Raw genomic sequence first — 20,463 nt, forward strand, 5'->3', positions numbered from 1 at the left:
GCGCCGGCCCCAACGGGGAGGCGAGTGTTGTCGGGCGATGACACGGCTCGCTAACGTCGTGCTGTGACGACCGCTCAGCGATCCCCGTCCGAATGGCCGATCGTGGCCCGTGCCGCGCACGCCGAGGGCGCGGTGCGGCGGCTGCTCGCACGCCCCGCCCGGGCGCAGCTGATCACGGGCCCCGCCGGCATCGGTAAGACGACGCTCGCCCGGGCGATCGCCGCCGACCTGTCGCGGCAAGGACGCACGATCGTGCCGATCATCGGTGTCGCCGAACTTCGGGCCGTGCCCGCTGCCGCGCTCGCTCCCGTGCTGCTCTCGGCGTCCCGCGGCCGAGGCGAGCGGAACGCCACTGGCGCCGCTGGCGCTGCTGCCACCGCCGACACCGCGGACGTGGCGCACGAACCGATCGCGGACACGCCGGATGCTGTGGGGGAGCGCGTGCACCGCTTCGTCGCGGCCGTGGGGTCGCACGCGGGGGAGCATGCGCTCGCTGTCGACGATGTGTCACTGCTCGACGACGTCACGGCCGGCGTCGTCTACCAACTCGTCCGCGTGTTCGGCGTTCCGGCCATCCTCACCGACCGTTCCGGCCGTCGTCTACCGGGACCCATCCTGCGGCTGGTGAACGAGGGTCTGCTCGACCAGATCGAACTGCCCCCGCTCGCCACGGGTGAGCTGGTGGAGGTCGTCGAGCGATTCCTCGGAGGCCATCTGCATCCCGACACGACGACGCGACTCGAAGCGGCGAGCCAGGGCAATCCCCTCGTGCTGCGCGAACTGATCCTCACCGCCGAGGCGCGCGGATGCGTCGTGCCCGGGGCCCTCGGAATCGAGATCGACACGGTCAGTCATGCCACACGGTTGGTCGACAGCGCACGGGAGCAGCTCACCGTGCTCACGGACTCCCAGCGGCAACTCGCGGAGCAACTGGCGCTCTCGCAGCCCTGGCCAGAAGACCTGGCGTTTCGCGCCGATGAGGCGGCGCTGCGCGGACTCGTTCGCCACGGAATCGCAACCGTATCGACCGTCCGCTCGCGAACGCTCGTCCGGATCGCGCACCCGCTGCTCACGGAAGCGCTCATCGCGGACATCGGCCCCGATCGGCGAGTGGATCTCGCGCGGCGCGCCGCCGCGGCCCTGCTCTCGACGGGCGATGACGATGATCGCCGGAGGGCCGTTCACCTCCTGCCCGAAGACGAGGTGGAAGCGTCGGAGCTCGAATGGGCGGCGACCGCCGCCGCGTCCGCCGGAGACCCCGCGGCCGCTTTGCGGCTCGCGCGCGCGGCAGAACGACGGCGACCGACCGCCTCGAGTGCCCTCGTGCGTGCCGTCGCGCTGTCGGCGCTCGGGCGGGACGCGGACCAGGCCTTTCTCGACGCCGCCGAACGGGCGGAGGACGATCCGCGTCGTGCCCTGGTCGCGCTCCGGCACGGCCAGCACCTGGCGTACAGGTGCCGAGACCCGCGCGCCGCGGCGGAGCTGGCGCGCGGGGTTCGGACCGGACTCGATCCGTCCGCGACGGCTCTGCTGGACGCCGAAGTCGCCAAGTGGCTCGCCATGGTCGGGGAGTCCTCGGGCTACGAGCCCGCGGACGGCGTCCCGCCCATCGCACGTCTGGGCGGGTTCGTCACCGAGGCCATGTTCGCGACCATGGCCGGAGACGTCGAACGAGCGACGGAGGCCGTCACACTCGGCCGCCCCCTCGCCGAGGCGCATCGAACCGAGCTGCCGCACGCGGAGAGCCTGCTCGAGCTGTCGCAGTTCCTCGTGCACGTCGCCTCCGCCGACATCCGCCCGGCTCGAGAACTCGCCGAACGGGAGCGCCTCGACGGTGATGCGGATGCCGCGGGCATGTGGGCCTATACGCTCGCGCTCGTCGAGTTCCACGCCGGGCGCGCCGACCGGGCACACGATCTCGCGCGCCTCGCTGTCCGGCAGCTGCAATGGCGGGATTTCACCGGGTTGGTGGACGTGGCGCTCTCCCTCGAACACACCTGTGCCGTCGTCGGCGGAGACGAGACGGCGATCGCGCTCGTCCGGGAGCAGGCGCCCTCGAGCGATATCAAGGTCGTACTGCAGCGCGCCGAGGCCGAGGCGTGGGCGCTCGTCGGCGACGGCCGAACGGATGACGCGCTCGGGGTCGTCTGCGCCGCGGTGGAGGAGGGGCTGCGTCAGCGGCACCATCTGCTGGCGGCGCTGACGGCGACCACAGCCATCCGCTTCGGTCGCGCTCGCGCCGTGTCGACGCTGCTCGATCGTGCAGCCGACGCGAGCGGGTCACCGCTCTGCGACCTGCTCGCGCGGACCGCGCGGGCGCGGTCGCGCGGCGAGTACGGCGAGTGCCTGGATCTCGTTCCCGCGTTGACCCGGGCCGGCATGGTCGCCGTCGCGGCACGGATCGCGAGGGACGCCGCCGTCCGAGCGGGAGCGGGGGCGACCCGCACCCGGGCGCGGGTCGCCGCCGCGCACCTCGCAGCGCGGACGTTGCCGGACCCCCCGCGCACGCCCGACGACGACGAGGCGCTTTCCCCCCGTGAGTGGCAGATCGCGCGGGCCGCGGCGGCGCGCCACCGCAGCCGCGAGATCGCAACCGATCTCGGGCTGTCGGTGCGCACCGTCGACAACCATCTCGCGAGCGTCTACCGCAAGCTCGGCGTCTCCGGCCGCGACGAGCTGGCCGCCGCCCTCGAGGGGCGGGGTGATTCCCCGCCCCCATCGGCGCCCCCACCCCCGCCAGCACGACGGTCACCATCACCTGAGGTTCCCCATCCTCACGCGGCGACCGGGGACACCGTGTACGAAACCACGATCCCCTCGTCCGACGCCGTCCACCCGTAGACGACGTTCCACTCGGGCGAGGTCAGCATCGCCCCCTTGAGCTCGCCGTAGTCGGTCTCGCCCATCATGTCGAACCCGGATGCGGCCAGCTCGTCCACCACGGCACGTGCCGCATCCTCACTCGTGACCTCGATCGAGATGCTGTAGCTGTCGCCCATCTTGATGGCGGAGACGATCCGCCCCTCGGGGACCGGGAGCCCGGGCCATCCGTCCGGCAACGACGCCCCGTCGCCCGACGTGTCGACGTCGAGGTCCACGTCCTCACCGCTCTGCGCGGCAGCCTCTTCCACCAGGCCCTCGACGATGTTGTCGGGTGAGGGCACGAGCGAGCAGCCGACGAGGCCGATCACCACGAGGGGGGCGATGAGGACGAGTGGAATCGTCCGCAGGGAGAGACTACGGCGAAGACGGGCGTGGGGAGGACGGAGCATTCGGACATCCTTCGTGAAGCGACAGGGTCGCGAAGATCATCCCGACAGTCGCCCTGCGCGGGCAATGAGTAGAGATTGCTCAGCGGAGCGGATCCGGAGTGCTGCTCACCATCCGCCGCGCGTCGGGGTGTGGTCGTCCCGCGCGTCCTCGGGGATCGCCATCTCGGCACGGATGCCGAGCAGCCGCACGGGCCGGTCGGGCTCGATCTTCGCGACCAGGGCCATCGCCTCTGTCATGATCGCCGGGACATTCGTCGTCTCAGCGATCTTGCGGGTGAAGGTCTTCGTCACGAACGGGGCGTACCGGACCTTCAGGCCGAGCCCGATGACGGGTCGCGCGTCGGCCGAGACATCCGCGAGAACCTGGGCGAGCAGCGTCCGTGCCGCGTCCTCGATCTCGTCCCGCGTCTCGAGATCCCGCTGAAACGTCGTCTCGCGCGAGTGCCCGCGCGGCACGTAAGGCGTGTCGTCGACCTCAGCGGAGCCCTCGCCGCGACCGAGCTGCGCGTACCAGGGGCCCATGCGCGGTCCGAACTCGGCGGCCAGGACGGCGTCCTCTGCGGCCGCTAGTTCGACGACGGTGCGGATGCCGAGGGTCGCGAGCCGCTTCGAGATCTTGCTTCCGACGCCCCACAGCTCGATCGTCGGGCGGTGCCCCATGACCTCGAGCCAGTTCGCGGCGGTCAGGCGAAACACCCCGCGCGGCTTGCCGAACCCCGTCGCGACCTTCGCGCGGACGAGCGTGTCGCCGATGCCCACGCTGCAGTGCAGGGCGGTACGCGCGAGGACGGCGGACTGGATGCCTCGTGCGTAGCCCTCGGGATCGTCCGTCGTGACCCCGACGAACGCCTCGTCCCACCCCAGCGCCTGCACGACCGCGCCGGGTTGCGCGCGTAGTTCGGCCATGACCTCCGCCGACACGGCGTCGTAGGCCTCGCGATCCACGGGCAGAATGACGGCATCCGGAGCCTTGCGTGCGGCGATGCGCAGGGGCATCCCGGATCCGACGCCGAGCTCCCGTGCCTCGTACGACGCGGTGGACACGACGGCACGCTCGGTCGGGTCGCCGCGCCCGCCGACGATGACCTGCTTGCCGGCGAGTTCGGGGTGACGCAGCACCTCGACCGCCGCGATGAACTGATCGAGGTCGACGTGGAGAACCCACGGGGTGGCGGACATGCTGCCAGTGTGCGCCGTGTCGGCGGTTCGTGACTAGGATCACGGCATGCATCGGGTCTTCACGACGGCGGTCTCGGCCGTGTATCCGCACTACCTCACGAAGGTCGAGCGCAAGGGCCACACGCGGGCCGAACTCGATGAGGTCATCGCGTGGCTGACCGGCTACGACCGAGCCGACCTCGAGCGGATTCTGGCAGACGGGACGACGTTCGAAGAGTTCTTCGCGGGCGCGACGCTCAACCCGAACGCCGCCCTGATCACGGGGACGATCTGCGGCGTGCGGGTCCAGGAGGTCGAGGATCCGCTGATGCAGAAGATCCGGTATCTCGACCTGCTCGTCGACGAAGTCGCGCGCGGTAAGAAGATGGAGAAGATCCTGCGCCAGGCGTAACGCGCCCGCCCCGCGTTACGCCTCAACGCGTGATCAGTACCAACCGACCGACTGCGAGTGCGACCAGGCACCACAGGGGGTGCCGTAGCGACCCGAGATGTAGCCGAGTCCCCACGAGATCTGCGTCGCCGGGTTGGTCTGCCAGTCGGCACCAGCCGAAGCCATCTTGCTGCCGGGCAGCGCCTGCGGAATGCCGGTCGCACCGCTCGAGCGGTTGTACGCCTGGTAGTTCCAGCCCGACTCCTTGTTCCAGAGCGAGACGAGGCATCCGAACTGGTCATCGCCCCACCCGTATCCGGCGAGCATTCCGCGAGCCGTCGCCTGCGCCTCGGCGGCACTCGTGCCGCTCGCGGCCAGCGCGGGCGCGCCACCGGACGATGTGCGCGGAGCGGCTTTCGCGGCGGCAGCGGCCGCGGCCTGCTCGGCGGCCACACGCGCCGCCTCGGCTGCAGCGGCCTCTTCGGCGGCTTTCTTCGCGACGGCGGCGTCGAGGCTGCCGCGCAGACCCGCGACGCGCTCGTTGACGGGTGTCACCAGCTCGTTCACGTCGGAGATCAGACCCAGCACGAGAGGGGCCGGCAACAGAGTCGCGCTCTCCAGACGATCCGCCGCCTTCTGGAGCTGGACCGTGTCGATGGTCGTGACGGGCTCGCCGATGTCCAAACCGGAAGCCTGGATGTCGGTGGTGACCGTCGTCGCGGCAGCAACGGAAGCATCCGCTGCCGCGAGCGCCTCACGCATGTCGGAAGATCCCGCATCCGTGCCGTTCGCCGTGACGATCGGCGCTACCGCAGCCGACGTCGTGAACGATGCGCGCGTCATCGTGAGAGCCGTATCGGACACCCCGGATGCGCGAGATGCCTCGGCCTGCGCGGCGGGAACCGTCGCGAATCCGACGGCGCCGACGAGAGCGAGAGCGAGCCCGGCCGAGACGAGCGTGGGGCGCCGCCGAGCTCTGCGAGCGCTTCGCTCGGCGAGTCGCCGGGTGCGGCGAGCGGGCAGATCTGAAGAGGCAGAAATCGGGGCAGAGCGCATGAAGACCAGTTCCGTATCGGTGAGCCGCGCCCTCGGGTGGGCGCTTCGCATCCGCGCCTGCGGACACAAAGCAACGACTTTGGCACACCCCACCTGGATGCTTCCGGTACGTTTCCTGGACGTCCGGTGAGAACCGGACACAAGAAAAGGCCAGATCGGAGGCATCCGTAGCCGCTCGCGAAGCCCCGCAGACGGGTCCGCCCGAACCGCTCAGCGACCTCGGATCACAGTGAGGCGAAGGCCTCGAACGTCGTGTCGGCGGGAAGCACATCGAAGAACATCGCCTCGAACTGCACCTTCGTGCCGTCGCTGGGCAGCCGGTCGACGTAGGCGGATTCGGCGCCCAGGATCCGCCCATCGGGCGCCCGCGCGACGACCACCACGCTCACGAACTCCTGGTCGCTCTCGAACGTGCCGCTGACGGTTCCCGTGACGGTCGTGGAGAAGTCGTCCGAAGCCGCCGTCACGCCATCGATGAGGAACGATCCGGTCTCGTCGAACGGTGACGGGATCGCCTCAGCGGCGTCCGGCCCCCGGCCGTCGAGTTCCACGATCTCGCCCTGTCCGACGTCCGTGAAGATACCGCTGATGGCGGTCGTGCCGCTCAGGATGGTCGGGTAGCTCGATGAGGTGTCGAGGATCGTGCCATCGGCGCTCAGCGCTTCGACGTCGATCGCGGCGAAGTCGAACACGTAGTCGGTGTTCGGGTTCTCGATGATCAGGACGTACCACCAGATGGTCGGGTCGTAGGACGTGCGACCGAATGCGGATTCCACGACGACCAGGTCTTGTGCGTCTCCGGCAGGATCGGATGCCTCGTCGTCATCGACGGGCGGCTCGCTGACCCCGATGCCGGGCCCCGGGATCATCTCGTCGGTCGTGGCGTCCGCGAGGATCGCGAACGATGCGATCGACATGACGACGGAGACGATCCATCCGACGACCGAGATGACGAGCGCCGCGATGCTGAGACCGTTGGCACCCTGCGTCTTCTTGATCAGCGCGATGAGCGCCACCACGAATCCCGCGAGCAGCACGAAACCCGAGAACCATGTGACGAAGGGGATGAAGGCCATCACCAGACCGATCACCGCCAGCACCAGGGCGATGATGGCGAGAGCCTTCGGCCGACCGCCCGGCGGCGGAACCGCCCCCGGCATCGGTGGCGGCATGTGTCCCGCGCCGTACGCCGCGGTCGGCGGCGCGCCCGGGTACGGCTGCACGAGCGGAGCGCCCATCGGGGGGCCCGCAATCGGTGCGCCGCCCGGGTAGCCGGCTGCCGCCCCCGGGTACCCCGCCGCGGGGCCGGAAGCCATCGCGTACGGCGGCAGCGGGGGAGCGGATGCGGCGGGCGCGGACGGTGCAGGCCCGGACGCCGCGGGATCGGATGTTGCGGGGCCACCTGTCGGCGTCGCGGGCTCGGCTTCGGCCTCTGCCGTGGCGGATTCGGGCTCGGGCGCGTTCGCGTCGATCCGATCCGGATCGAGGGGATCTGACATGGGATTCTCCTGACGGTGGTGCCGAGCGTGCCGACCGGGAGCCGGAAAGAGGAAAGGCCTGACAAACGGATGGTATCGGGGAACCGCCCCCGAAATCGATGCGTCCCGTCGCTGCCATAATCGGCGCATGTACGGACCTCGAATCGAACGCTGGCAGAGCGCGACCGGATGGGCGCTCACGACCGCCGCCATCCTGTTCCTGGTCGCCTATGCGACCCAGATCCTCGCCGAACCGACGGGCGCGATCGCCGCCGCCTGCGAGGTGATCCTCTACGTGACCTGGGCCGCATTCCTGATCGACTATCTGGTGCGGCTCGTGATCGTCGAGAACCGGAGCAGATGGTTCGTGCGCCACCTGCTCGACTTGGCGATCGTGGTGCTGCCGATGCTGCGTCCCCTGCGTCTGATGCGGTTCCTGGCGATCCTCGCGATCATCCAGCGCGGCGCCGGCAACATGCTCCGGGGGCGCGTGGTGGTGTACACGGTCGGGGCGACGATCCTCACGGTCGTCGTCGCCGGGCTCGCGGTGTACGACGCCGAGCGGACCAGCGGCAACATCGACTCGTTCGGCGACGCGATCTGGTGGGCATTCGTCACCATCACGACGGTCGGCTACGGCGACTACTATCCCGTGACGGTCACCGGTCGGATCGTGGCCGTCGGTCTGATGATCGGCGGCATAGCCCTCATCGGCGTCGTGACCGCGACGCTGGCCTCATGGATCGTCGAGCGGGTTTCGGATGCCGCGTCGAAGCAGAAGCCGGCCGCGACCGAGGAGCACGTCGAGACCCTCCGTCGCGAGATCGCCGAGCTCAAGGAGATGGTCCGCGGTCTGATGCCCGCGAAGTGATGATTCCCCGGCCCGACCGGGGCGCGTCGTACGCTGGGCGGGTGCCCGCCTCGCCCACGCCCCGGAACGCGCGATCCCAGCTCGCCGCGTTGGCCGAGGTCGTCGCGTCCGGCAGGTTCGCGCCGCAGATCGCCGCCCGGTTCGGACCGCCCGTCAACGACGCGCGAGCGGCAGCCGTGCTCATCCTGTTCGGCGTGCTGGATGCGTTGCCGAGCGATCATCATGCCCACCGCACCGCAGTATCGCGCGACCTGGACGTCCTCCTGCTCGCGCGTGCCGTGACCCTGCGCTCGCACCCCGGGCAGGTGGCGTTCCCCGGCGGACGCGTCGATCCGGACGATGACGGCCCGGTGGGCGCGGCGCTGCGCGAAGCACGCGAAGAGACGGGCCTCGACCCGGCGGGCGTCGAGGTGCTCGGTTCGCTCGGCACGATTCCGCTCTCGTTCTCACGGCATGCCGTGACGCCCGTGCTCGGATGGTGGCGGGAGCCGTCTGCCGTGCACGCCGTCGATCATGCCGAGTCGGCGGAGGTGTTCCGCGCGCCGGTGGCGGATCTGTTGAACCCCGCGAACCGCGGCACCACCGTCATCCGTCGCGACGGTCAGGAATGGCGCGGGCCGGGGTTCCTCGTTCGGCATGCGACCGGCGAGCATCTCGTCTGGGGATTCACGGGCACGCTGCTCGACGGGCTCTTCGATCTGCTCGGCTGGACCGAACCGTGGGACGCCGCACGCGAGCTGCCGCTGGAGCCGTGATCCAGACCGAGTGCGCAAGCGGGAGAGCTCAGCGCAGGGCGCGCAGATACCGTCGCCGCGCGATGCGTTGCGCGACACGCGCGGCCGGGTGAAGGATCCGCCACGGTTGATGCGGTGCGGGGGCCGTGAGCGAGCGGACGGTGAACGTGATGCCGGCGCCCTCCGACGTATCGTCGCGACTCACGATGAAGGCCTCTTCGCCGAGCACCGGGTGTCCGGGAAGCGTGCGATAGGCGAAGCCGACGCGCGTCGGTTCGCTCACGACGGCGACCACTTCGACGGGCTCCGTGACGGTGATCCCGAGGACCCGCGCGCGAATCATCAGGCGGTCGCCGACCGCGACAGGACCGGGGGAGCCGACGACGAACCCGCTGCGGGTCTTGACCGACCAGCTCAGCACCTCTCGTGTCGTCCGGGCCCAGGTCGCGGCTCCGCGGCCGATGCGGGCGGATGCCTCGGCCCGGCGGAACCCGGGATGCGACGCGTCCGGCCAGTCCGCGAGCGCCGGGTGGGTGTGCGTCGGCGGGGTCGGCGCGACGGCCGCGACGAGGTGGGCGTTCCGCTGCCGGATGAGTCGGCGCAGGTAGGGCACGAGGACGAGACGCTCGGCGAGCACGCCGAAGATCGGTGAGCCCACCGTGAGCGTGTCGACCATGATCGTGGCGGACCCCGCAGCGCGGAACACGTGCTCGTGTCGAAATACCCGGAAGGGCCCGCGCACCTGCTCGTCGACGAAGCGATGCGGGCGATCGAGCGCCGTGATGCGGCTCGTCATCGTGAAACGGATGCCGAAGTGCCGGGCCCGCCAGGTGACCGACTCGCCGAGCCCGATCTGACCGCTCGTGACCCCCGCGACGGCGCGCTCGCCCGAGCTGCGCATGGAGTCGAGGTGATGGTCGATGCTGAGCGATGCATCGAACATCTCCTCGACGCGGGCGGTGGTCCGAGTCGTCACGGAGAAGCTGCGGGGCACGGCACGATCCTCGCAGAGGGGCCGGCCACTCGTCGCCACGGTTCGTGTGTCTGCGTTTCAGCCCTCGGTGCGGCTCGCCCGCGCCCGCGCTCGCGCCACGAGAGCAACGACGACCCGCCACCCGACCAACAGGAGGAGCAGCGTCGCCGACGCGACGACGATGAACGCGAGGGCCGTGCCCTGACCGCTGACGGCGCGCAGCAGCATCCCACCCGCGACCGTGACGACCCACACCCCGAGTCCCGTGCGCAGCGGCGCGAACGGGCGTCGCCACGCGAGGGTCACCAGCCACCCGAGGACGAGCGCGACGAGGAAGGGCCAGGATGTCTCGACCAACCCGGTTCCGCCTGGGCCGAGGACGCCCTCGTCGTGGCTCGCCCGCCCGATCGCGGCGAACACGATCACCAGGACGACATCCGCGAGAAAGGCGGCGACGACGGCGCGAACCACGAGAACTCCTCTCCGTGCCGCGAACAGGCGACGATCAAGCATCGCACCGATCCACTATCGCGCCATGTCTCTCACATGCCAGGATGGGCATGTGCCCGCGGAGCTGCACATCGTCGTCGGAGCCGGCCCGGTCGGTACTACGGTCGCGCACCGGCTTGCTCGCGCGGGACACCGGGTGCGTCTCGTGACGCGGTCGGGCTCCGGACCCGAGCACCCGCTGATTCAGCGGGTGAGCGCCGATGCATCCGATGCCGGCACCCTGGCGGCCATCGCCAAACGTGCCACCGTCATCTACAACTGCGCGAACCCGGGCGCGTATCCGCAGTGGAAGCGCGTGTGGCCGCCTCTCGCGGCGTGCATCCTCCAGGCCGCCGAGTCGTCGGGAGCGGTGCTCGTGACACTCGGCAACCTCTACGGCTACGGTCCCGTTTCGGAGCCGATGACCCGCGATCTGCCGCTGCGACCGAGCGATCCGAAAGGCGCCCTGCGGGCCCGTATGTGGGAGGACGCGCTCGCCTCCCACAACGCGGGGCGAGTCCGCGCCACCGAGGCACGGGCATCCGACTACATCGGACCCACCGCGCCGGCCCGCAGCTCGATCCTCGCCCTGTACGCCAACGCGACACTGGCGGACCGGGTCGCCTGGGTCTTCGCCGACCCGGATCAGCCGCACGCGTGGACGGCCGTGACCGACATCGCGGCGACCCTCATCACCCTCGGCACGGACCCTCGCGCGTGGGGCTCGCCCTGGATCGTGCCCTCGAGCGAGGCGATCTCGACACGCGCGGTGCTGAGTCAGCTCGCACAGATCGCTGGCGCGGGCGAACCACGGCTGCGTCGCATCCCGCGCGGCGCGCTGCAGGCGGCGGGGCTGGTGGTGCCCACGATTCGGGAGCTGTGCGGCATCCTCTACCAGTTCGACGCGCCCTTCGCCGTCGATGCGTCGGACACGATCGAGATCCTGGGCGTCACCCCGACCCCCTGGGGCAAGGTGCTCGCGCGGACGGCGCCGATCTGGCGCGAGCGTGCCCTCGTCTCCCGGGCGGCCTAACGCGCGGGTCTTCGCGCGGCGCAATGAGCCGGGCTCCGTAGCGACGCGGACGGGATTGCGCAACCCCGGTTCGGATGCGCCATGTCATCCGTACCGTTGCTCGCGTCGGACGACAGACGGATTCGCGCCGGGAGTCTTCGCACCGTGAAACGACCGGCAGGAGCTCGCGGTCCGCGCACCGTATCGAGACGTATCGAGAGGACGCACAACGCATGTCACGAGATCAATACACCCTCACGGATCCCGCCGCACTGTATGCCGACATCGAGCCCGAGAAGCAGCGGATGGCTGAGCCCGGCCTCGACGCGGATCTGACCGACAAGGCCGACCTGGGCGAAGACTCGTACCGTGGCACCGGCCGTCTGACGGGGCGCAGGGCGCTCATCACCGGCGCCGACTCCGGCATCGGGGCGGCGACCGCGATCGCGTATGCCCGGGAGGGCGCCGACGTCGCGATGTCGTATCTGCCCGAAGAGAAGGAGGACGCCGATCGCATCGCCGGAATCCTCGCCGACGCGGGTGCGACGGTCCTGCAGCTGCCGGGTGACCTGCGCGACCCGGCGTACTGCCGCGACCTGGTGGCGAAGGCGGTGGAGAAACTCGGTGGCCTCGACATCCTGGTCAACAACGGCGGTAAGCAGGTCGCCGTCGACGATCTCACCGACATCACCGACGAGCAGTTCGACGACACCTTCAAGACGAACGTCTACGCGATGTTCTGGATCACCAAGGCGGCCCTGCCGCATCTGAAGCCCGGTGCGACGATCATCAACACGACGTCGATCCAGGCGTACAGCCCGTCGGAGACGCTCGTCGATTACGCGTCGACCAAGGCGACGATCAACAACTTCACGAAGGGGCTCTCGCAGCAGCTCGCCCCGAAGGGGATCCGCGTGAACGCGGTCGCGCCGGGCCCGATCTGGACCCCGCTGCAGCCGAGCGGCGGACAGCGGCAAGAGAAGCTCCCGTCCTTCGGTGAGCAGACGCCGCTCGGACGCATGGGGCAGCCCGCCGAGCTCGCACCGGCGTACGTCTTCCTGGCATCCGCGGAGTCGAGCTACGTCATCGGCGAGACGCTCAACGTCAACGGCGGCATGCCGACCCCGTAGCGACCGTCGGATCGAACGGACGCGACATGCCGTCTGCCCCTCGTGATGGACGGCATGTCGCGTCCTTTCACGGCGCTGTGCGGCGTGGGACGACGACGGGATCGCGCGCCGCGGAGGCGTGAACGGGGGGAGCGGCATCCGCACGCCTAGGATCGGGAGCGGGCGCCCGCGTCCGATCCGGAGCCGACCGAGGAGCCACCGTGAACGACAACGATGCCCGCACGACCTGGGTGCTCGTCGATGGCGAGAACATCGACGCGACCCTCGGCGGCTCCATCCTCGGACGTCGCCCGCAACCCGACGAACGTCCCCGCTGGGATCGCCTGCTCGACTTCGCGGAACGCCAGTGGGCCCAGTCCGCGCGGGGCGTGTTCTTCTTGAACGCTTCGATGGGTATCCCGATGCCGTTCGTCCAGGCGCTGAAGGCCATGGACTATATCGTCGTGCCGCTGTCGGGATCGCCCGACGAGAAGGTCGTCGACATCGCCATCCAGCGCACCCTGCGTGCGCTGCTCGCGCGTCCCGAAGACGTCATGCTCGTCAGCCACGACGGGGACTTCCTGCAGGATCTCGGATCGCTGCTCGCCGCCGACCGCCGCGTCGGGGTCGCCGCGTTCTCGGAGTTCCGCAACGCCGGCTTCGGCACGCTCACGGGCCTGGAGAAATTCGACCTCGAGTACGACGCGCACGTGTTCGATGCGCCGCTCCCGCGCATCCGGGTCATTCCGATCGACGAGTTCGACCCGAGCGACTTCCTGCGCTGACGGGTACGCGGCAACGGTGTCTCACGCGAATCCGGTGAGCGTGTTCACCGGGCATCTGCCCGGCACTCGGGAGTACCGGCGCCTTCTGGCGGGACTGTTCTTCGCCGGCGTCGCGACGTTCGCTCAGCTCTACGCACCGCAGGCGGTGCTGCCTCAGATAGCGGCGGAAGCGGATGTCTCGGCGGCGACCGCTGCGCTGACGGTCTCGGCCGCGACGCTCGGACTGGCGGCGGCGGTCATTCCGTGGTCGATGGTCGCCGACCGGATCTGCCGGGTGCCCGCGATGGTGATCGGCATCAGCGCGGCGACCGCTCTCGGCGTCGCGGCGCCGTTCAGCCCGGACATCACGGTGCTGCTCCTCGTGCGCCTGCTGGAAGGCATCGCGCTCGGGGCGGTCCCCGCTATCGCGCTCGCCTACCTCAGTGAAGAGGTGGACGTGCGCCACGCGGCTGCGGCGGCGGGCAGCTATATCGCGGGGACGACGGTTGGTGGGCTCTCCGGCCGGATCGTCGCCGGGCCCATCGGGGATGTCGTGGACTGGCGAACGGGCGTGTGGGCGACCGCCGCGCTCTGCGCCGTCGCGGCCGTGCTGTTCGTCTGGCTCGTCCCGCGGGCGCGCGGCTTCGCGCCCGGACGATCCCGAAAACCCGGCGCGCGAGCACTCGGTGGCACGCAGTCCCGTGGCCCGGCGAGTGAGCCTCCCGGTGTCGCCTCGGCGGGAGCCCCCGGCATCCTCGTCCGCCTCTGGGCAGCCTTCCGGGCACCGGGGCAACTCGCCCTCTACGCGCAGGGCTTCCTGCTCATGGGCGCGTTCGTCGCGGTCTACAACTACCTGGGGTTCCAGCTGTCGGCGCCGCCTTTCTCCCTGTCCCACACCGTCGTGACGCTGCTGTTCCTGGCCTATCTGGCCGGCACCGTTTCGTCGCCGTGGGCGGGGGCCCTCGCGACCAGACACGGTCGGCTGCCGGTTCTGCTGGCGGGGATCGGCGTGATGGCGGCGGGCACGGCCCTGATGCTCGTGCCCTGGGCGCCCGCCGTGCTCGTCGGGTTGGTCATCATGACGGCCGGGTTCTTCGCCGCGCACGCCATCGCCTCGGGATGGGCGCCCGCGCGGGCGGATCCGATCACCCGCGCACAGACGTCATCGCTCTACTACCTCGGCTACTACGGCGGTTCGAGCCTGTTCGGCTGGTGTCTGGGGCTCGTCTTCGCGGCTCTCGGGTGGGCTGGACTCGTGGTCGGCGTCCTCATCATGTGTGCGGTCGCGGCATCGAGCGCGCTGCTCTCTCTTCGCGCGGGCGGCACGACGGATGCGGCCCGGTGAACGTCGGTCGATGCGTGCCCGGATGTCGGGTGGCGGCGGGGGTCGACGGGGTGTCAGGATGAGCACAACACCCCTATCTGGAAGGCGCTGCCATGGTTGCGTTCGCATACGGTCCCGTCGAGTTGTACCTCGTCGGTCTCGAGGATGAACGTCCCGCGCCGGGCGTCGTGGACGCGTTGGCCGAGGTGCTGGATGCGGGACTCGTGCGCCTTCTCGACCTCGTGCTGATGTCGCGCGATGACGACGGCAACCTCACGGTCGTCGAGATCGAGGAAGAGACCGACGACTACGGATTCGGGGGAGTCGAACTCGCCGCGGTCGGCATCGTCGGGGACGAGGACATCGCCGAGCTCTCGGAGCTCGTCGAACCCGGAACATCCGCGGTTCTGGTCGCGCTCGAACTCGCGTGGGCGCGTCGGCTCTCCGAAAAGCTCGCCGCTTCGGGCGGCCAGCTGCTGAGCGTCGAGCGCATCCCCGCGCCGGTCGTCAACGCCCTCATCGAATCGATCGACGAGGACTGACGGCGACCCCGGCGCGTTCACTCGACCGCGCCGATCACGAATGAGCAGATCGACCAGTCGTGTCGATCGACAGTAGGAACGGATGCTTGTGATGAGAAGAATGGGACGCCCCGGACTGCTCGGACTCGCCGCCCGCACGGCCGTCGTCGCGGGTACCGCGTCGGCCGTGAGCGGTGCGATGTCGGGGCGCCAGCAGCGTCGCGCGCAGGACCAGTACGAGCAGGACCAGTACCGGGCCGCGCAGCAGCAGGCGCAGATCGACACCGCAGCTCAGGCGGCCGCGGCCCAGGTCGCCGCGCAGGCTCCGGCAGCTCCGGCCGCCGCGCCGCCGGCAGTTGCCCCGGCAACCGCGCCGACGATCGACCTGGTGGGTGAGCTGCAGAAGCTCGCCGCTCTGAAGGACGCGGGAGTCCTGAGCGACGCCGAGTTCCAGGCCGCGAAGGCCAAGCTCCTCGCCTGAGCTCTCGGTAGACTCGCTGGTTCCCGCGCGGGCGCGGCGACCGTGCGCGCGCGGGAGCGAACGAACTCGATACGAACGAACTCGATACGAACGACGAGAGGCGACGATGTCGGACAGCACCCCCACGAACGTCCCCGCAGGTTGGTACCCCGATCCGAGGGACTCCTCGTGGCAGCGTTGGTGGGATGGCCTGGGCTGGACCGAACACGCGGTGCCCGCGGCATCCGGATCGGTGCAGCCGGCCCAGACGGACGCGGCGCAGTACCCCCAGGCACCCGCCGCGCCCAGCACACCGCTGCGGCCCGACATCCAGACCAACACGGTGTGGATCTGGCTCGTGGTGCTGCTGCCGTTGGTGATGCTGCCGACGATCTTCCTCATCGACTGGCGGGGATACCTCGAGTCGAGCCTCGACATGTCCTCGCTCGACACAGCCAACCCGATGCTGCCGTCCGTCGGCATGACGCTCACATCGGTGGGCCTGAGCATCGCGGGCTTCGTCGTGGCCGGGATCGGCGTCCTGTTCGCCTGGCTCGACTGGCGTGAGCTGAAGCGCCGCGGCATCCAGAAGCCGTTCCACTGGGCCTGGGCTTTCCTCGCCCTCGTCGTCACGAACGGTGTCTACGTGATCGGCCGCGGCGTGATCCTGCGTCGGCAGACGGGCAAGGGCTTGGCGCCGGTGTGGGTCTGGATCGCCGTCTCGGCGCTGAGCGTGATCGTCGGAGTCGTCTACGCCGGCATGATCATGGGCGAGATGTTCGACATCATCTTCGAGCAGACTGGCAACCTGCAGGTCTCCTAGTCGAACTCGCCCCGGGCGTGGGCGAGGATCATCCGAGCCACCGGATCCGGCTTCGTGATCATCGCCTCGTGACCGCGGCCGGGAATCTCGCGCATGTGCGCGCGGGGAAGCAGCCGGGTGACCTCGGCCACCCAGTCGTGCGGGCACACCCGGTCGTCGGCGCCGCGTAGCACGAGCGCATCCGCGCGCACCTCGGGCAGCGTCTGCTCGAGCCGGTGGTCGAGCATCACGCGCAGTTTGCGCAAGAACCAGCGCGGCCCGGTCTTGATGTAGTTGACGGCACCGAGCCAGATCACGCGGGGGTTCTCGTCGATCAGATCCTGAAGCATCCGCCACGCCTGGATCCGAGCGGTTCGTTCGGCGGCGTTCACCGTTGGAGCGATCAAGACGATGCGGTCGGAGACGGCCGGATGCCTCGCCACTGCCCCGCGACGACCTGCGTACCCATCGAATGCCCGACGAGCACGGGCTCGTCGATGCCGAGCTGTTCCACGAACGCGACGATCAGGTCGCCCGACTCCGCCATCGAGCGCGGGGTCGATGGCTCGGGGGACTCGCCGAACCCGGGCAGGTCGAGGGCGAACACGCGCCCGACGGTGCCGAGTTCTCTCGCGAGGCCGCGGAAGACGGTGTGACCCATGCCGATGCCGTGCACGAGGACGAAGTCCGGGCCGCCGAGCGTGCCCGTCGCCTCGTAGACGATCACCTGGTCTCCGAGGCGGACCGTGCGGTCGCGCGGCTCGGGCACGTCTTCACCGTCCGGCAGGGCATGATTCCTCGGCACCCCGCGAGCCTAGCCGCGGCCCAGCGTCGTCTGCTCGTCGCGGCTCAGCCGTCCTCGGACCGCTCGGTCGAGGCCGCGGCAGCCTCGCGAACGCGCTGCTCGGCCCGCCGCGCCCTGCGACCCTTGATGCCGCGACGAATCCCCCACACGAGGACCCCCGCCACTGCGACCACGGCGATCCACGGCAGCAGGAATCCGAGTCCGATCACGATGCCGTTCAGCGTCGCGATCAGGCCGTTCCAACCCGCGACCAGCCCGTCGCCGAACCCCGCCGGGTCTGCCGTGACGGTCTCTCGGTCAAGCATCAGCTCGACGCTCAGGCTCGACATCGCGACCTGACTCTCGAGCATCTCGAGCTGCTGCTGATACGACTCCAGCGTCGCCTGGCGCTCGGCCAACGCCGATTCGGCGGCGATCAGGTCGGCGACCGTCGCGCTCTGCGACATCAGCTCGGTCAAACGGGCGACGGATGCCTCCGCAGATGTGATTCGCGCGCGCAGATCCACGGCCTGATCGGTCACGTCCTGCCGCGAAATACTCGACGCGGTCACCTCGCCCAGCGCCCCGAGCTCGTCCATCGTCTCGGTCAGTTGATCAGCCGGGATCCGGACCTGAACCCATGCCCCGTTCGGCGACGCGGGGATCGTCGTGCCGTCGGCATCCATGACCCGGCCGTTCGACCCGACGTTCAGGCTCTCGACGTAGCCGCCGCGGGCTGCGGCAACATCGGCGACCGTGGCCGCCGCCGCGTCGATGTCGTCCACGCGCAGGCTGAGCGAGCCGGACGCGATCAGTTCGCGGGCGTCGGATGCGTCGGCGGCGCTGTCCGCGCCGCCGCGCGCGATCATGCCGCCGGATGTCGCGTTGCCGTCGACGGCGCCCTTGAGGGCATCCCCGTCGAGCGTCACGTCCTCCGCGGACTCGGGAACGACGGACATATCGCCCTCCTGGACCTGTCCGATGAGCGGCTGCCCGGCCTCGTTCGACGCCCCCGAGAAGCCCGGGAGTCCGCCCGTGATCGAGGACCCGACCAGCGCCGCGATGACGACCACACCGGCCGCCGCGCCGACTCCGGCCCACACCCGACCCCGACGAGCGCTGCGCCGACGTCTGTCCGCACCGATCTCGGCGAAGATCGCCGATTCGATCCGCGCGATGGTTTCGTCCGTCACCTCGGGAAGTGCGTCTCGGTCCGAGGCATCCTGCGTCGTGTTCATGTGGTCTCTCCGATCGCCGTCCGCATGCGCGTGCGGATTCGCGAGAGACGATTGCGGACCACGCCGTGCGGCACGCCCAGCTCATCCGCGGCGGCTTGGTAGGCGTACCCGCCCGAGGCGCACAGCACGAAGATCTCGCGGTCGAGCGGCGAGAGCCCCTCGACCTCGCGCAGGATCCGCTCGGCCACCTCGGCGTCGATGATCTGCTGCTCGACGTCGATCGTGTCCGGCAGCGTCTCGTCGGCCACGGCACCCGCGTGCTCACGATCGCGCCGACGGGCACGCATCCGATTCGCCGCCTGGAAGCGACAGATCGTGCTGAGCCAGGGCAGCAGCGAATCGCTCGCCAGTTCGAGCGCCGGCAGCTTCCGCCAGGCCACCACGAACGTCTCTTGCGTGACGTCCTCGGCGTCCGAGGCATCCTGCAGCAGGCGGTGCGCGATCCAGTACACGGGCTTCACATACGTCGCGTAGAGGGCACGGAAAGCGTGCTCACTGCCCGCGGCGGCCTGTGCCACCAGCATCCTGTCGCTCACGTCCACCATCCCGGCCATGTCGTCTCGGTGTGCCGCTCCTCGCTCCCTGCTCGTCGGCGTGGCGCGGCTGCCGCTCATTGTCTCTCACCCTGCAGGTGTCGACATCTCGCGGATCGTCTCAAAGAGATTCAACGGGGGCTAGGCTTGCCGACGCGAGAGGGAGTATCCCGACAGCGCGCATCCGTCATCACGGGCCCCGACGACGCGGCCCCGGGTGTGCGCCGCCCGGCACGATGGGGGCGAGGGAGAGACTTTCGTCTTCGAATGACCCTCCCTTTTTCTTGAAAGGCCCTCCATGGACCTGGAACTGCCCCTGTGGTTCGAGATCGGCTCGCTCGTCGCGCTGACGCTGATCTTGGCCGCCGACCTGCTGCTGATCCTCAAGCGCCCCCACATCCCCTCCACACGTGAATCGACCCTGTGGGTCGTCTTCTACGTCACGCTCGCGCTGATCTTCGCGGGGCTGATGTGGGTCTTCGCGGGCGGCGAATACGCGGGCCAGTTCGTGGCCGGCTGGCTGACCGAGTACAGCCTGTCGATCGACAACCTCTTCGTCTTCGTGCTGATCATGAGCCAGTTCGCGGTGCCTCGTCGGTACCAGCAAGAGGTCCTGATGGTGGGCATCATCATCGCGCTCGTGCTGCGTGGCGCGTTCATCCTCGTCGGCGCCGCGGTGATCGAGAACTTCAGCCCGATCTTCTACGTCTTCGGCGCCTTCCTGGTCTGGACGGCGATCCGTCAGGCGTTCCCGGGCGACCACGACGAAGAGGTCAAGCGCGAGAACTTCATCGTGCGGATGCTCCGTCGCACCATCGACATCAGCGACGAGTACGACGGCAAGAAGATCCGCACGGTCGTGAACGGCAAGAAGATCTGGACGCCGATGATCATCGTGTTCGCGGCGATCGGTGTGACCGATCTGCTCTTCGCGATCGACTCGATCCCGGCGATCTTCGGCATCACGACAAGCCCGTTCATCGTCTTCACGGCCAACATCTTCGCCCTGATGGGACTGCGGCAGCTGTACTTCCTGCTCGGCGACCTGCTGGATCGCCTGCGGTACCTGCATTACGGAATCGCGTTCATCCTGGCGTTCATCGGCGTGAAGCTCGTGCTGCACGCGATGCACGTGAACGAACTGCCGTTCATCAACGGCGGTGAGCACATCGAGTGGGCCCCCGAGATCTCGACCTGGACGTCGCTCGGCGTGATCGTCGCGTCCATGGTCGTCGCGACCGTCGCGAGCCTCATCGCCTCGGCGCGCGACCGTCGCGTCGTCGCAGCGGGCGGCGCGGGGACGACGGATGCGGGGACTCCTGCTGTCGCGGACGGGCCCGCCGGCACGCCCACCGCGGCGGCCGCGGTCGTTGCGGACGAGAAGGGCACGCCGCCCACGGTCGAGCAGCCCCCCGCACCCGACGCCCGCTGACCCGGTCGGCCCGCTGACCCCGACCAGTCCCCGAACGGTCGCGACTCGCCGCAAGCGATACA

At 69.8% G+C, this 20,463-nt stretch carries 22 protein-coding genes; 12 read left to right on the top strand and 10 right to left on the bottom strand.

What is annotated here, in order from left to right:
• Positions 1 to 63 precede the first annotated feature (63 nt).
• Positions 64 to 2,841, top strand: a complete 2,778-nt coding sequence (locus C2868_RS06070) for a LuxR C-terminal-related transcriptional regulator (RefSeq protein WP_100810909.1) — start codon at positions 64 to 66, stop codon at positions 2,839 to 2,841.
• Here the strand turns inward: C2868_RS06070 and C2868_RS06075 are convergent.
• On the bottom strand, positions 2,775 to 3,272 hold the full coding sequence (locus C2868_RS06075; protein WP_100810908.1) for a hypothetical protein: 498 nt from the start codon (positions 3,270 to 3,272) through the stop codon (positions 2,775 to 2,777). The two genes, C2868_RS06070 and C2868_RS06075, sit on opposite strands and share 67 nt — an antisense overlap.
• 105 nt (positions 3,273 to 3,377) lie before the next feature.
• The gene (locus tag C2868_RS06080; RefSeq protein WP_100810907.1) at positions 3,378 to 4,451 is read right to left on the bottom strand and encodes a DNA polymerase IV; all 1,074 of its coding nucleotides are present in this window, start codon (positions 4,449 to 4,451) and stop codon (positions 3,378 to 3,380) included.
• Positions 4,452 to 4,497: 46 nt separating this feature from the next.
• Here C2868_RS06080 and C2868_RS06085 point away from each other — a divergent pair, with 46 nt between their 5' ends.
• Positions 4,498 to 4,842 carry a DUF2200 domain-containing protein gene (locus C2868_RS06085; RefSeq protein ID WP_100810906.1) on the top strand — a complete coding sequence of 115 codons (345 nt, stop codon included), beginning with the start codon at positions 4,498 to 4,500 and terminating at the stop codon, positions 4,840 to 4,842.
• A gap of 33 nt (positions 4,843 to 4,875) precedes the next feature.
• Here C2868_RS06085 and C2868_RS06090 read toward each other — a convergent pair whose 3' ends face one another.
• Both C2868_RS06090 and C2868_RS17770 read right to left on the bottom strand, forming a co-directional pair.
• On the bottom strand, positions 4,876 to 5,877 hold the full coding sequence (locus tag C2868_RS06090) for a lytic transglycosylase domain-containing protein (RefSeq protein WP_181003371.1): 1,002 nt from the start codon (positions 5,875 to 5,877) through the stop codon (positions 4,876 to 4,878).
• Between the two features lie 224 nt (positions 5,878 to 6,101).
• Positions 6,102 to 7,376: a hypothetical protein gene (locus tag C2868_RS17770; protein ID WP_100810905.1), complete on the bottom strand. Its 1,275-nt coding sequence runs from the start codon at positions 7,374 to 7,376 to the stop codon at positions 6,102 to 6,104.
• A gap of 127 nt (positions 7,377 to 7,503) precedes the next feature.
• Here C2868_RS17770 and C2868_RS06100 point away from each other — a divergent pair, with 127 nt between their 5' ends.
• Positions 7,504 to 8,226 carry a potassium channel family protein gene (locus C2868_RS06100; RefSeq protein WP_100810904.1) on the top strand — a complete coding sequence of 241 codons (723 nt, stop codon included), beginning with the start codon at positions 7,504 to 7,506 and terminating at the stop codon, positions 8,224 to 8,226.
• On the top strand, positions 8,226 to 8,981 hold the full coding sequence (locus C2868_RS06105) for a CoA pyrophosphatase (RefSeq protein ID WP_100810903.1): 756 nt from the start codon (positions 8,226 to 8,228) through the stop codon (positions 8,979 to 8,981). The genes C2868_RS06100 and C2868_RS06105 overlap by 1 nt, the downstream gene beginning before the upstream one ends.
• A 28-nt stretch (positions 8,982 to 9,009) precedes the next feature.
• Here the strand turns inward: C2868_RS06105 and C2868_RS17775 are convergent, their stop codons facing one another.
• On the bottom strand, positions 9,010 to 9,954 hold the full coding sequence (locus tag C2868_RS17775; RefSeq protein WP_308455392.1) for a DUF1990 family protein: 945 nt from the start codon (positions 9,952 to 9,954) through the stop codon (positions 9,010 to 9,012).
• A 57-nt stretch (positions 9,955 to 10,011) separates the two neighbouring features.
• A complete protein-coding gene (locus C2868_RS06115) occupies positions 10,012 to 10,446 on the bottom strand; it encodes a DUF3054 domain-containing protein (protein WP_100810902.1) in 435 nt (144 codons plus the stop codon).
• Between the two features lie 22 nt (positions 10,447 to 10,468).
• Here C2868_RS06115 and C2868_RS06120 point away from each other — a divergent pair, with 22 nt between their 5' ends.
• The 7 genes from C2868_RS06120 to C2868_RS06150 all read left to right on the top strand — a co-directional run bounded on the left by C2868_RS06120 (position 10,469) and on the right by C2868_RS06150 (position 16,435).
• Entirely contained in the window at positions 10,469 to 11,455 is a 987-nt protein-coding gene (locus C2868_RS06120) for an NAD-dependent epimerase/dehydratase family protein (RefSeq protein ID WP_100810901.1), read from the top strand.
• Positions 11,456 to 11,667: 212 nt separating this feature from the next.
• Positions 11,668 to 12,564, top strand: coding sequence for an SDR family oxidoreductase (locus tag C2868_RS06125; protein WP_100810900.1), 897 nt, complete (start codon positions 11,668 to 11,670; stop codon positions 12,562 to 12,564).
• 200 nt (positions 12,565 to 12,764) lie between these two features.
• Positions 12,765 to 13,328 (top strand): NYN domain-containing protein, encoded by a 564-nt coding sequence (locus tag C2868_RS06130; protein ID WP_100810899.1) that lies wholly within the window; start codon positions 12,765 to 12,767, stop codon positions 13,326 to 13,328.
• 16 nt (positions 13,329 to 13,344) lie between these two features.
• Positions 13,345 to 14,652: an MFS transporter gene (locus C2868_RS06135; RefSeq protein ID WP_258034412.1), complete on the top strand. Its 1,308-nt coding sequence runs from the start codon at positions 13,345 to 13,347 to the stop codon at positions 14,650 to 14,652.
• Between the two features lie 92 nt (positions 14,653 to 14,744).
• Positions 14,745 to 15,173 carry a DUF6325 family protein gene (locus tag C2868_RS06140; RefSeq protein WP_100810897.1) on the top strand — a complete coding sequence of 143 codons (429 nt, stop codon included), beginning with the start codon at positions 14,745 to 14,747 and terminating at the stop codon, positions 15,171 to 15,173.
• 100 nt (positions 15,174 to 15,273) lie between these two features.
• Entirely contained in the window at positions 15,274 to 15,633 is a 360-nt protein-coding gene (locus C2868_RS06145) for an SHOCT domain-containing protein (protein ID WP_198519551.1), read from the top strand.
• Between the two features lie 106 nt (positions 15,634 to 15,739).
• A complete protein-coding gene (locus tag C2868_RS06150; RefSeq protein ID WP_100810895.1) occupies positions 15,740 to 16,435 on the top strand; it encodes a DUF2510 domain-containing protein in 696 nt (231 codons plus the stop codon).
• Here C2868_RS06150 and C2868_RS06155 read toward each other — a convergent pair.
• From C2868_RS06155 to C2868_RS06170, 4 genes are read right to left on the bottom strand one after another with little or no spacing between them, the layout of a single operon-like run.
• A complete protein-coding gene (locus C2868_RS06155) occupies positions 16,432 to 16,764 on the bottom strand; it encodes an alpha/beta fold hydrolase (protein WP_146048011.1) in 333 nt (110 codons plus the stop codon). The genes C2868_RS06150 and C2868_RS06155 overlap by 4 nt on opposite strands.
• Before the next feature lie 53 nt (positions 16,765 to 16,817).
• Positions 16,818 to 17,219, bottom strand: a complete 402-nt coding sequence (locus C2868_RS06160) for an alpha/beta fold hydrolase (RefSeq protein WP_146048012.1) — start codon at positions 17,217 to 17,219, stop codon at positions 16,818 to 16,820.
• 44 nt (positions 17,220 to 17,263) lie between these two features.
• Positions 17,264 to 18,436: a DUF4349 domain-containing protein gene (locus C2868_RS06165; RefSeq protein ID WP_100810892.1), complete on the bottom strand. Its 1,173-nt coding sequence runs from the start codon at positions 18,434 to 18,436 to the stop codon at positions 17,264 to 17,266.
• A complete protein-coding gene (locus tag C2868_RS06170; protein WP_100810891.1) occupies positions 18,433 to 18,990 on the bottom strand; it encodes an RNA polymerase sigma factor in 558 nt (185 codons plus the stop codon). Before C2868_RS06170 ends, C2868_RS06165 begins: the two co-directional genes overlap by 4 nt.
• A gap of 277 nt (positions 18,991 to 19,267) precedes the next feature.
• Here C2868_RS06170 and C2868_RS06175 point away from each other — a divergent pair, with 277 nt between their 5' ends.
• Entirely contained in the window at positions 19,268 to 20,401 is a 1,134-nt protein-coding gene (locus C2868_RS06175; RefSeq protein ID WP_181003372.1) for a TerC family protein, read from the top strand.
• The last annotated feature ends 62 nt before the right edge of the window (positions 20,402 to 20,463 follow it).

Origin of the sequence: Microbacterium sp. CJ77, assembly GCF_002911615.1 — a bacterium.
Lineage (GTDB): Bacteria > Actinomycetota > Actinomycetes > Actinomycetales > Microbacteriaceae > Microbacterium.

What these genes read in the sequence shown, in the direction of transcription:
- C2868_RS06075 (WP_100810908.1), bottom strand. Translation starts at nt 3,272, where the DNA reads ATGCTCCGTCCTCCCCACGCCCGTCTTCGCCGTAGTCTCTCCCTGCGG.
- C2868_RS06080 (WP_100810907.1), bottom strand. Translation starts at nt 4,451, where the DNA reads ATGTCCGCCACCCCGTGGGTTCTCCACGTCGACCTCGATCAGTTCATC.
- C2868_RS06085 (WP_100810906.1), top strand. Translation starts at nt 4,498, where the DNA reads ATGCATCGGGTCTTCACGACGGCGGTCTCGGCCGTGTATCCGCACTAC.
- C2868_RS06090 (WP_181003371.1), bottom strand. Translation starts at nt 5,877, where the DNA reads ATGCGCTCTGCCCCGATTTCTGCCTCTTCAGATCTGCCCGCTCGCCGC.
- C2868_RS17770 (WP_100810905.1), bottom strand. Translation starts at nt 7,376, where the DNA reads ATGTCAGATCCCCTCGATCCGGATCGGATCGACGCGAACGCGCCCGAG.
- C2868_RS06100 (WP_100810904.1), top strand. Translation starts at nt 7,504, where the DNA reads ATGTACGGACCTCGAATCGAACGCTGGCAGAGCGCGACCGGATGGGCG.
- C2868_RS06105 (WP_100810903.1), top strand. Translation starts at nt 8,226, where the DNA reads ATGATTCCCCGGCCCGACCGGGGCGCGTCGTACGCTGGGCGGGTGCCC.
- C2868_RS06115 (WP_100810902.1), bottom strand. Translation starts at nt 10,446, where the DNA reads ATGCTTGATCGTCGCCTGTTCGCGGCACGGAGAGGAGTTCTCGTGGTT.
- C2868_RS06120 (WP_100810901.1), top strand. Translation starts at nt 10,469, where the DNA reads ATGTCTCTCACATGCCAGGATGGGCATGTGCCCGCGGAGCTGCACATC.
- C2868_RS06125 (WP_100810900.1), top strand. Translation starts at nt 11,668, where the DNA reads ATGTCACGAGATCAATACACCCTCACGGATCCCGCCGCACTGTATGCC.
- C2868_RS06140 (WP_100810897.1), top strand. Translation starts at nt 14,745, where the DNA reads ATGGTTGCGTTCGCATACGGTCCCGTCGAGTTGTACCTCGTCGGTCTC.
- C2868_RS06145 (WP_198519551.1), top strand. Translation starts at nt 15,274, where the DNA reads ATGGGACGCCCCGGACTGCTCGGACTCGCCGCCCGCACGGCCGTCGTC.
- C2868_RS06150 (WP_100810895.1), top strand. Translation starts at nt 15,740, where the DNA reads ATGTCGGACAGCACCCCCACGAACGTCCCCGCAGGTTGGTACCCCGAT.
- C2868_RS06155 (WP_146048011.1), bottom strand. Translation starts at nt 16,764, where the DNA reads ATGCTTCAGGATCTGATCGACGAGAACCCCCGCGTGATCTGGCTCGGT.
- C2868_RS06165 (WP_100810892.1), bottom strand. Translation starts at nt 18,436, where the DNA reads ATGAACACGACGCAGGATGCCTCGGACCGAGACGCACTTCCCGAGGTG.
- C2868_RS06170 (WP_100810891.1), bottom strand. Translation starts at nt 18,990, where the DNA reads ATGGCCGGGATGGTGGACGTGAGCGACAGGATGCTGGTGGCACAGGCC.
- C2868_RS06175 (WP_181003372.1), top strand. Translation starts at nt 19,268, where the DNA reads ATGGACCTGGAACTGCCCCTGTGGTTCGAGATCGGCTCGCTCGTCGCG.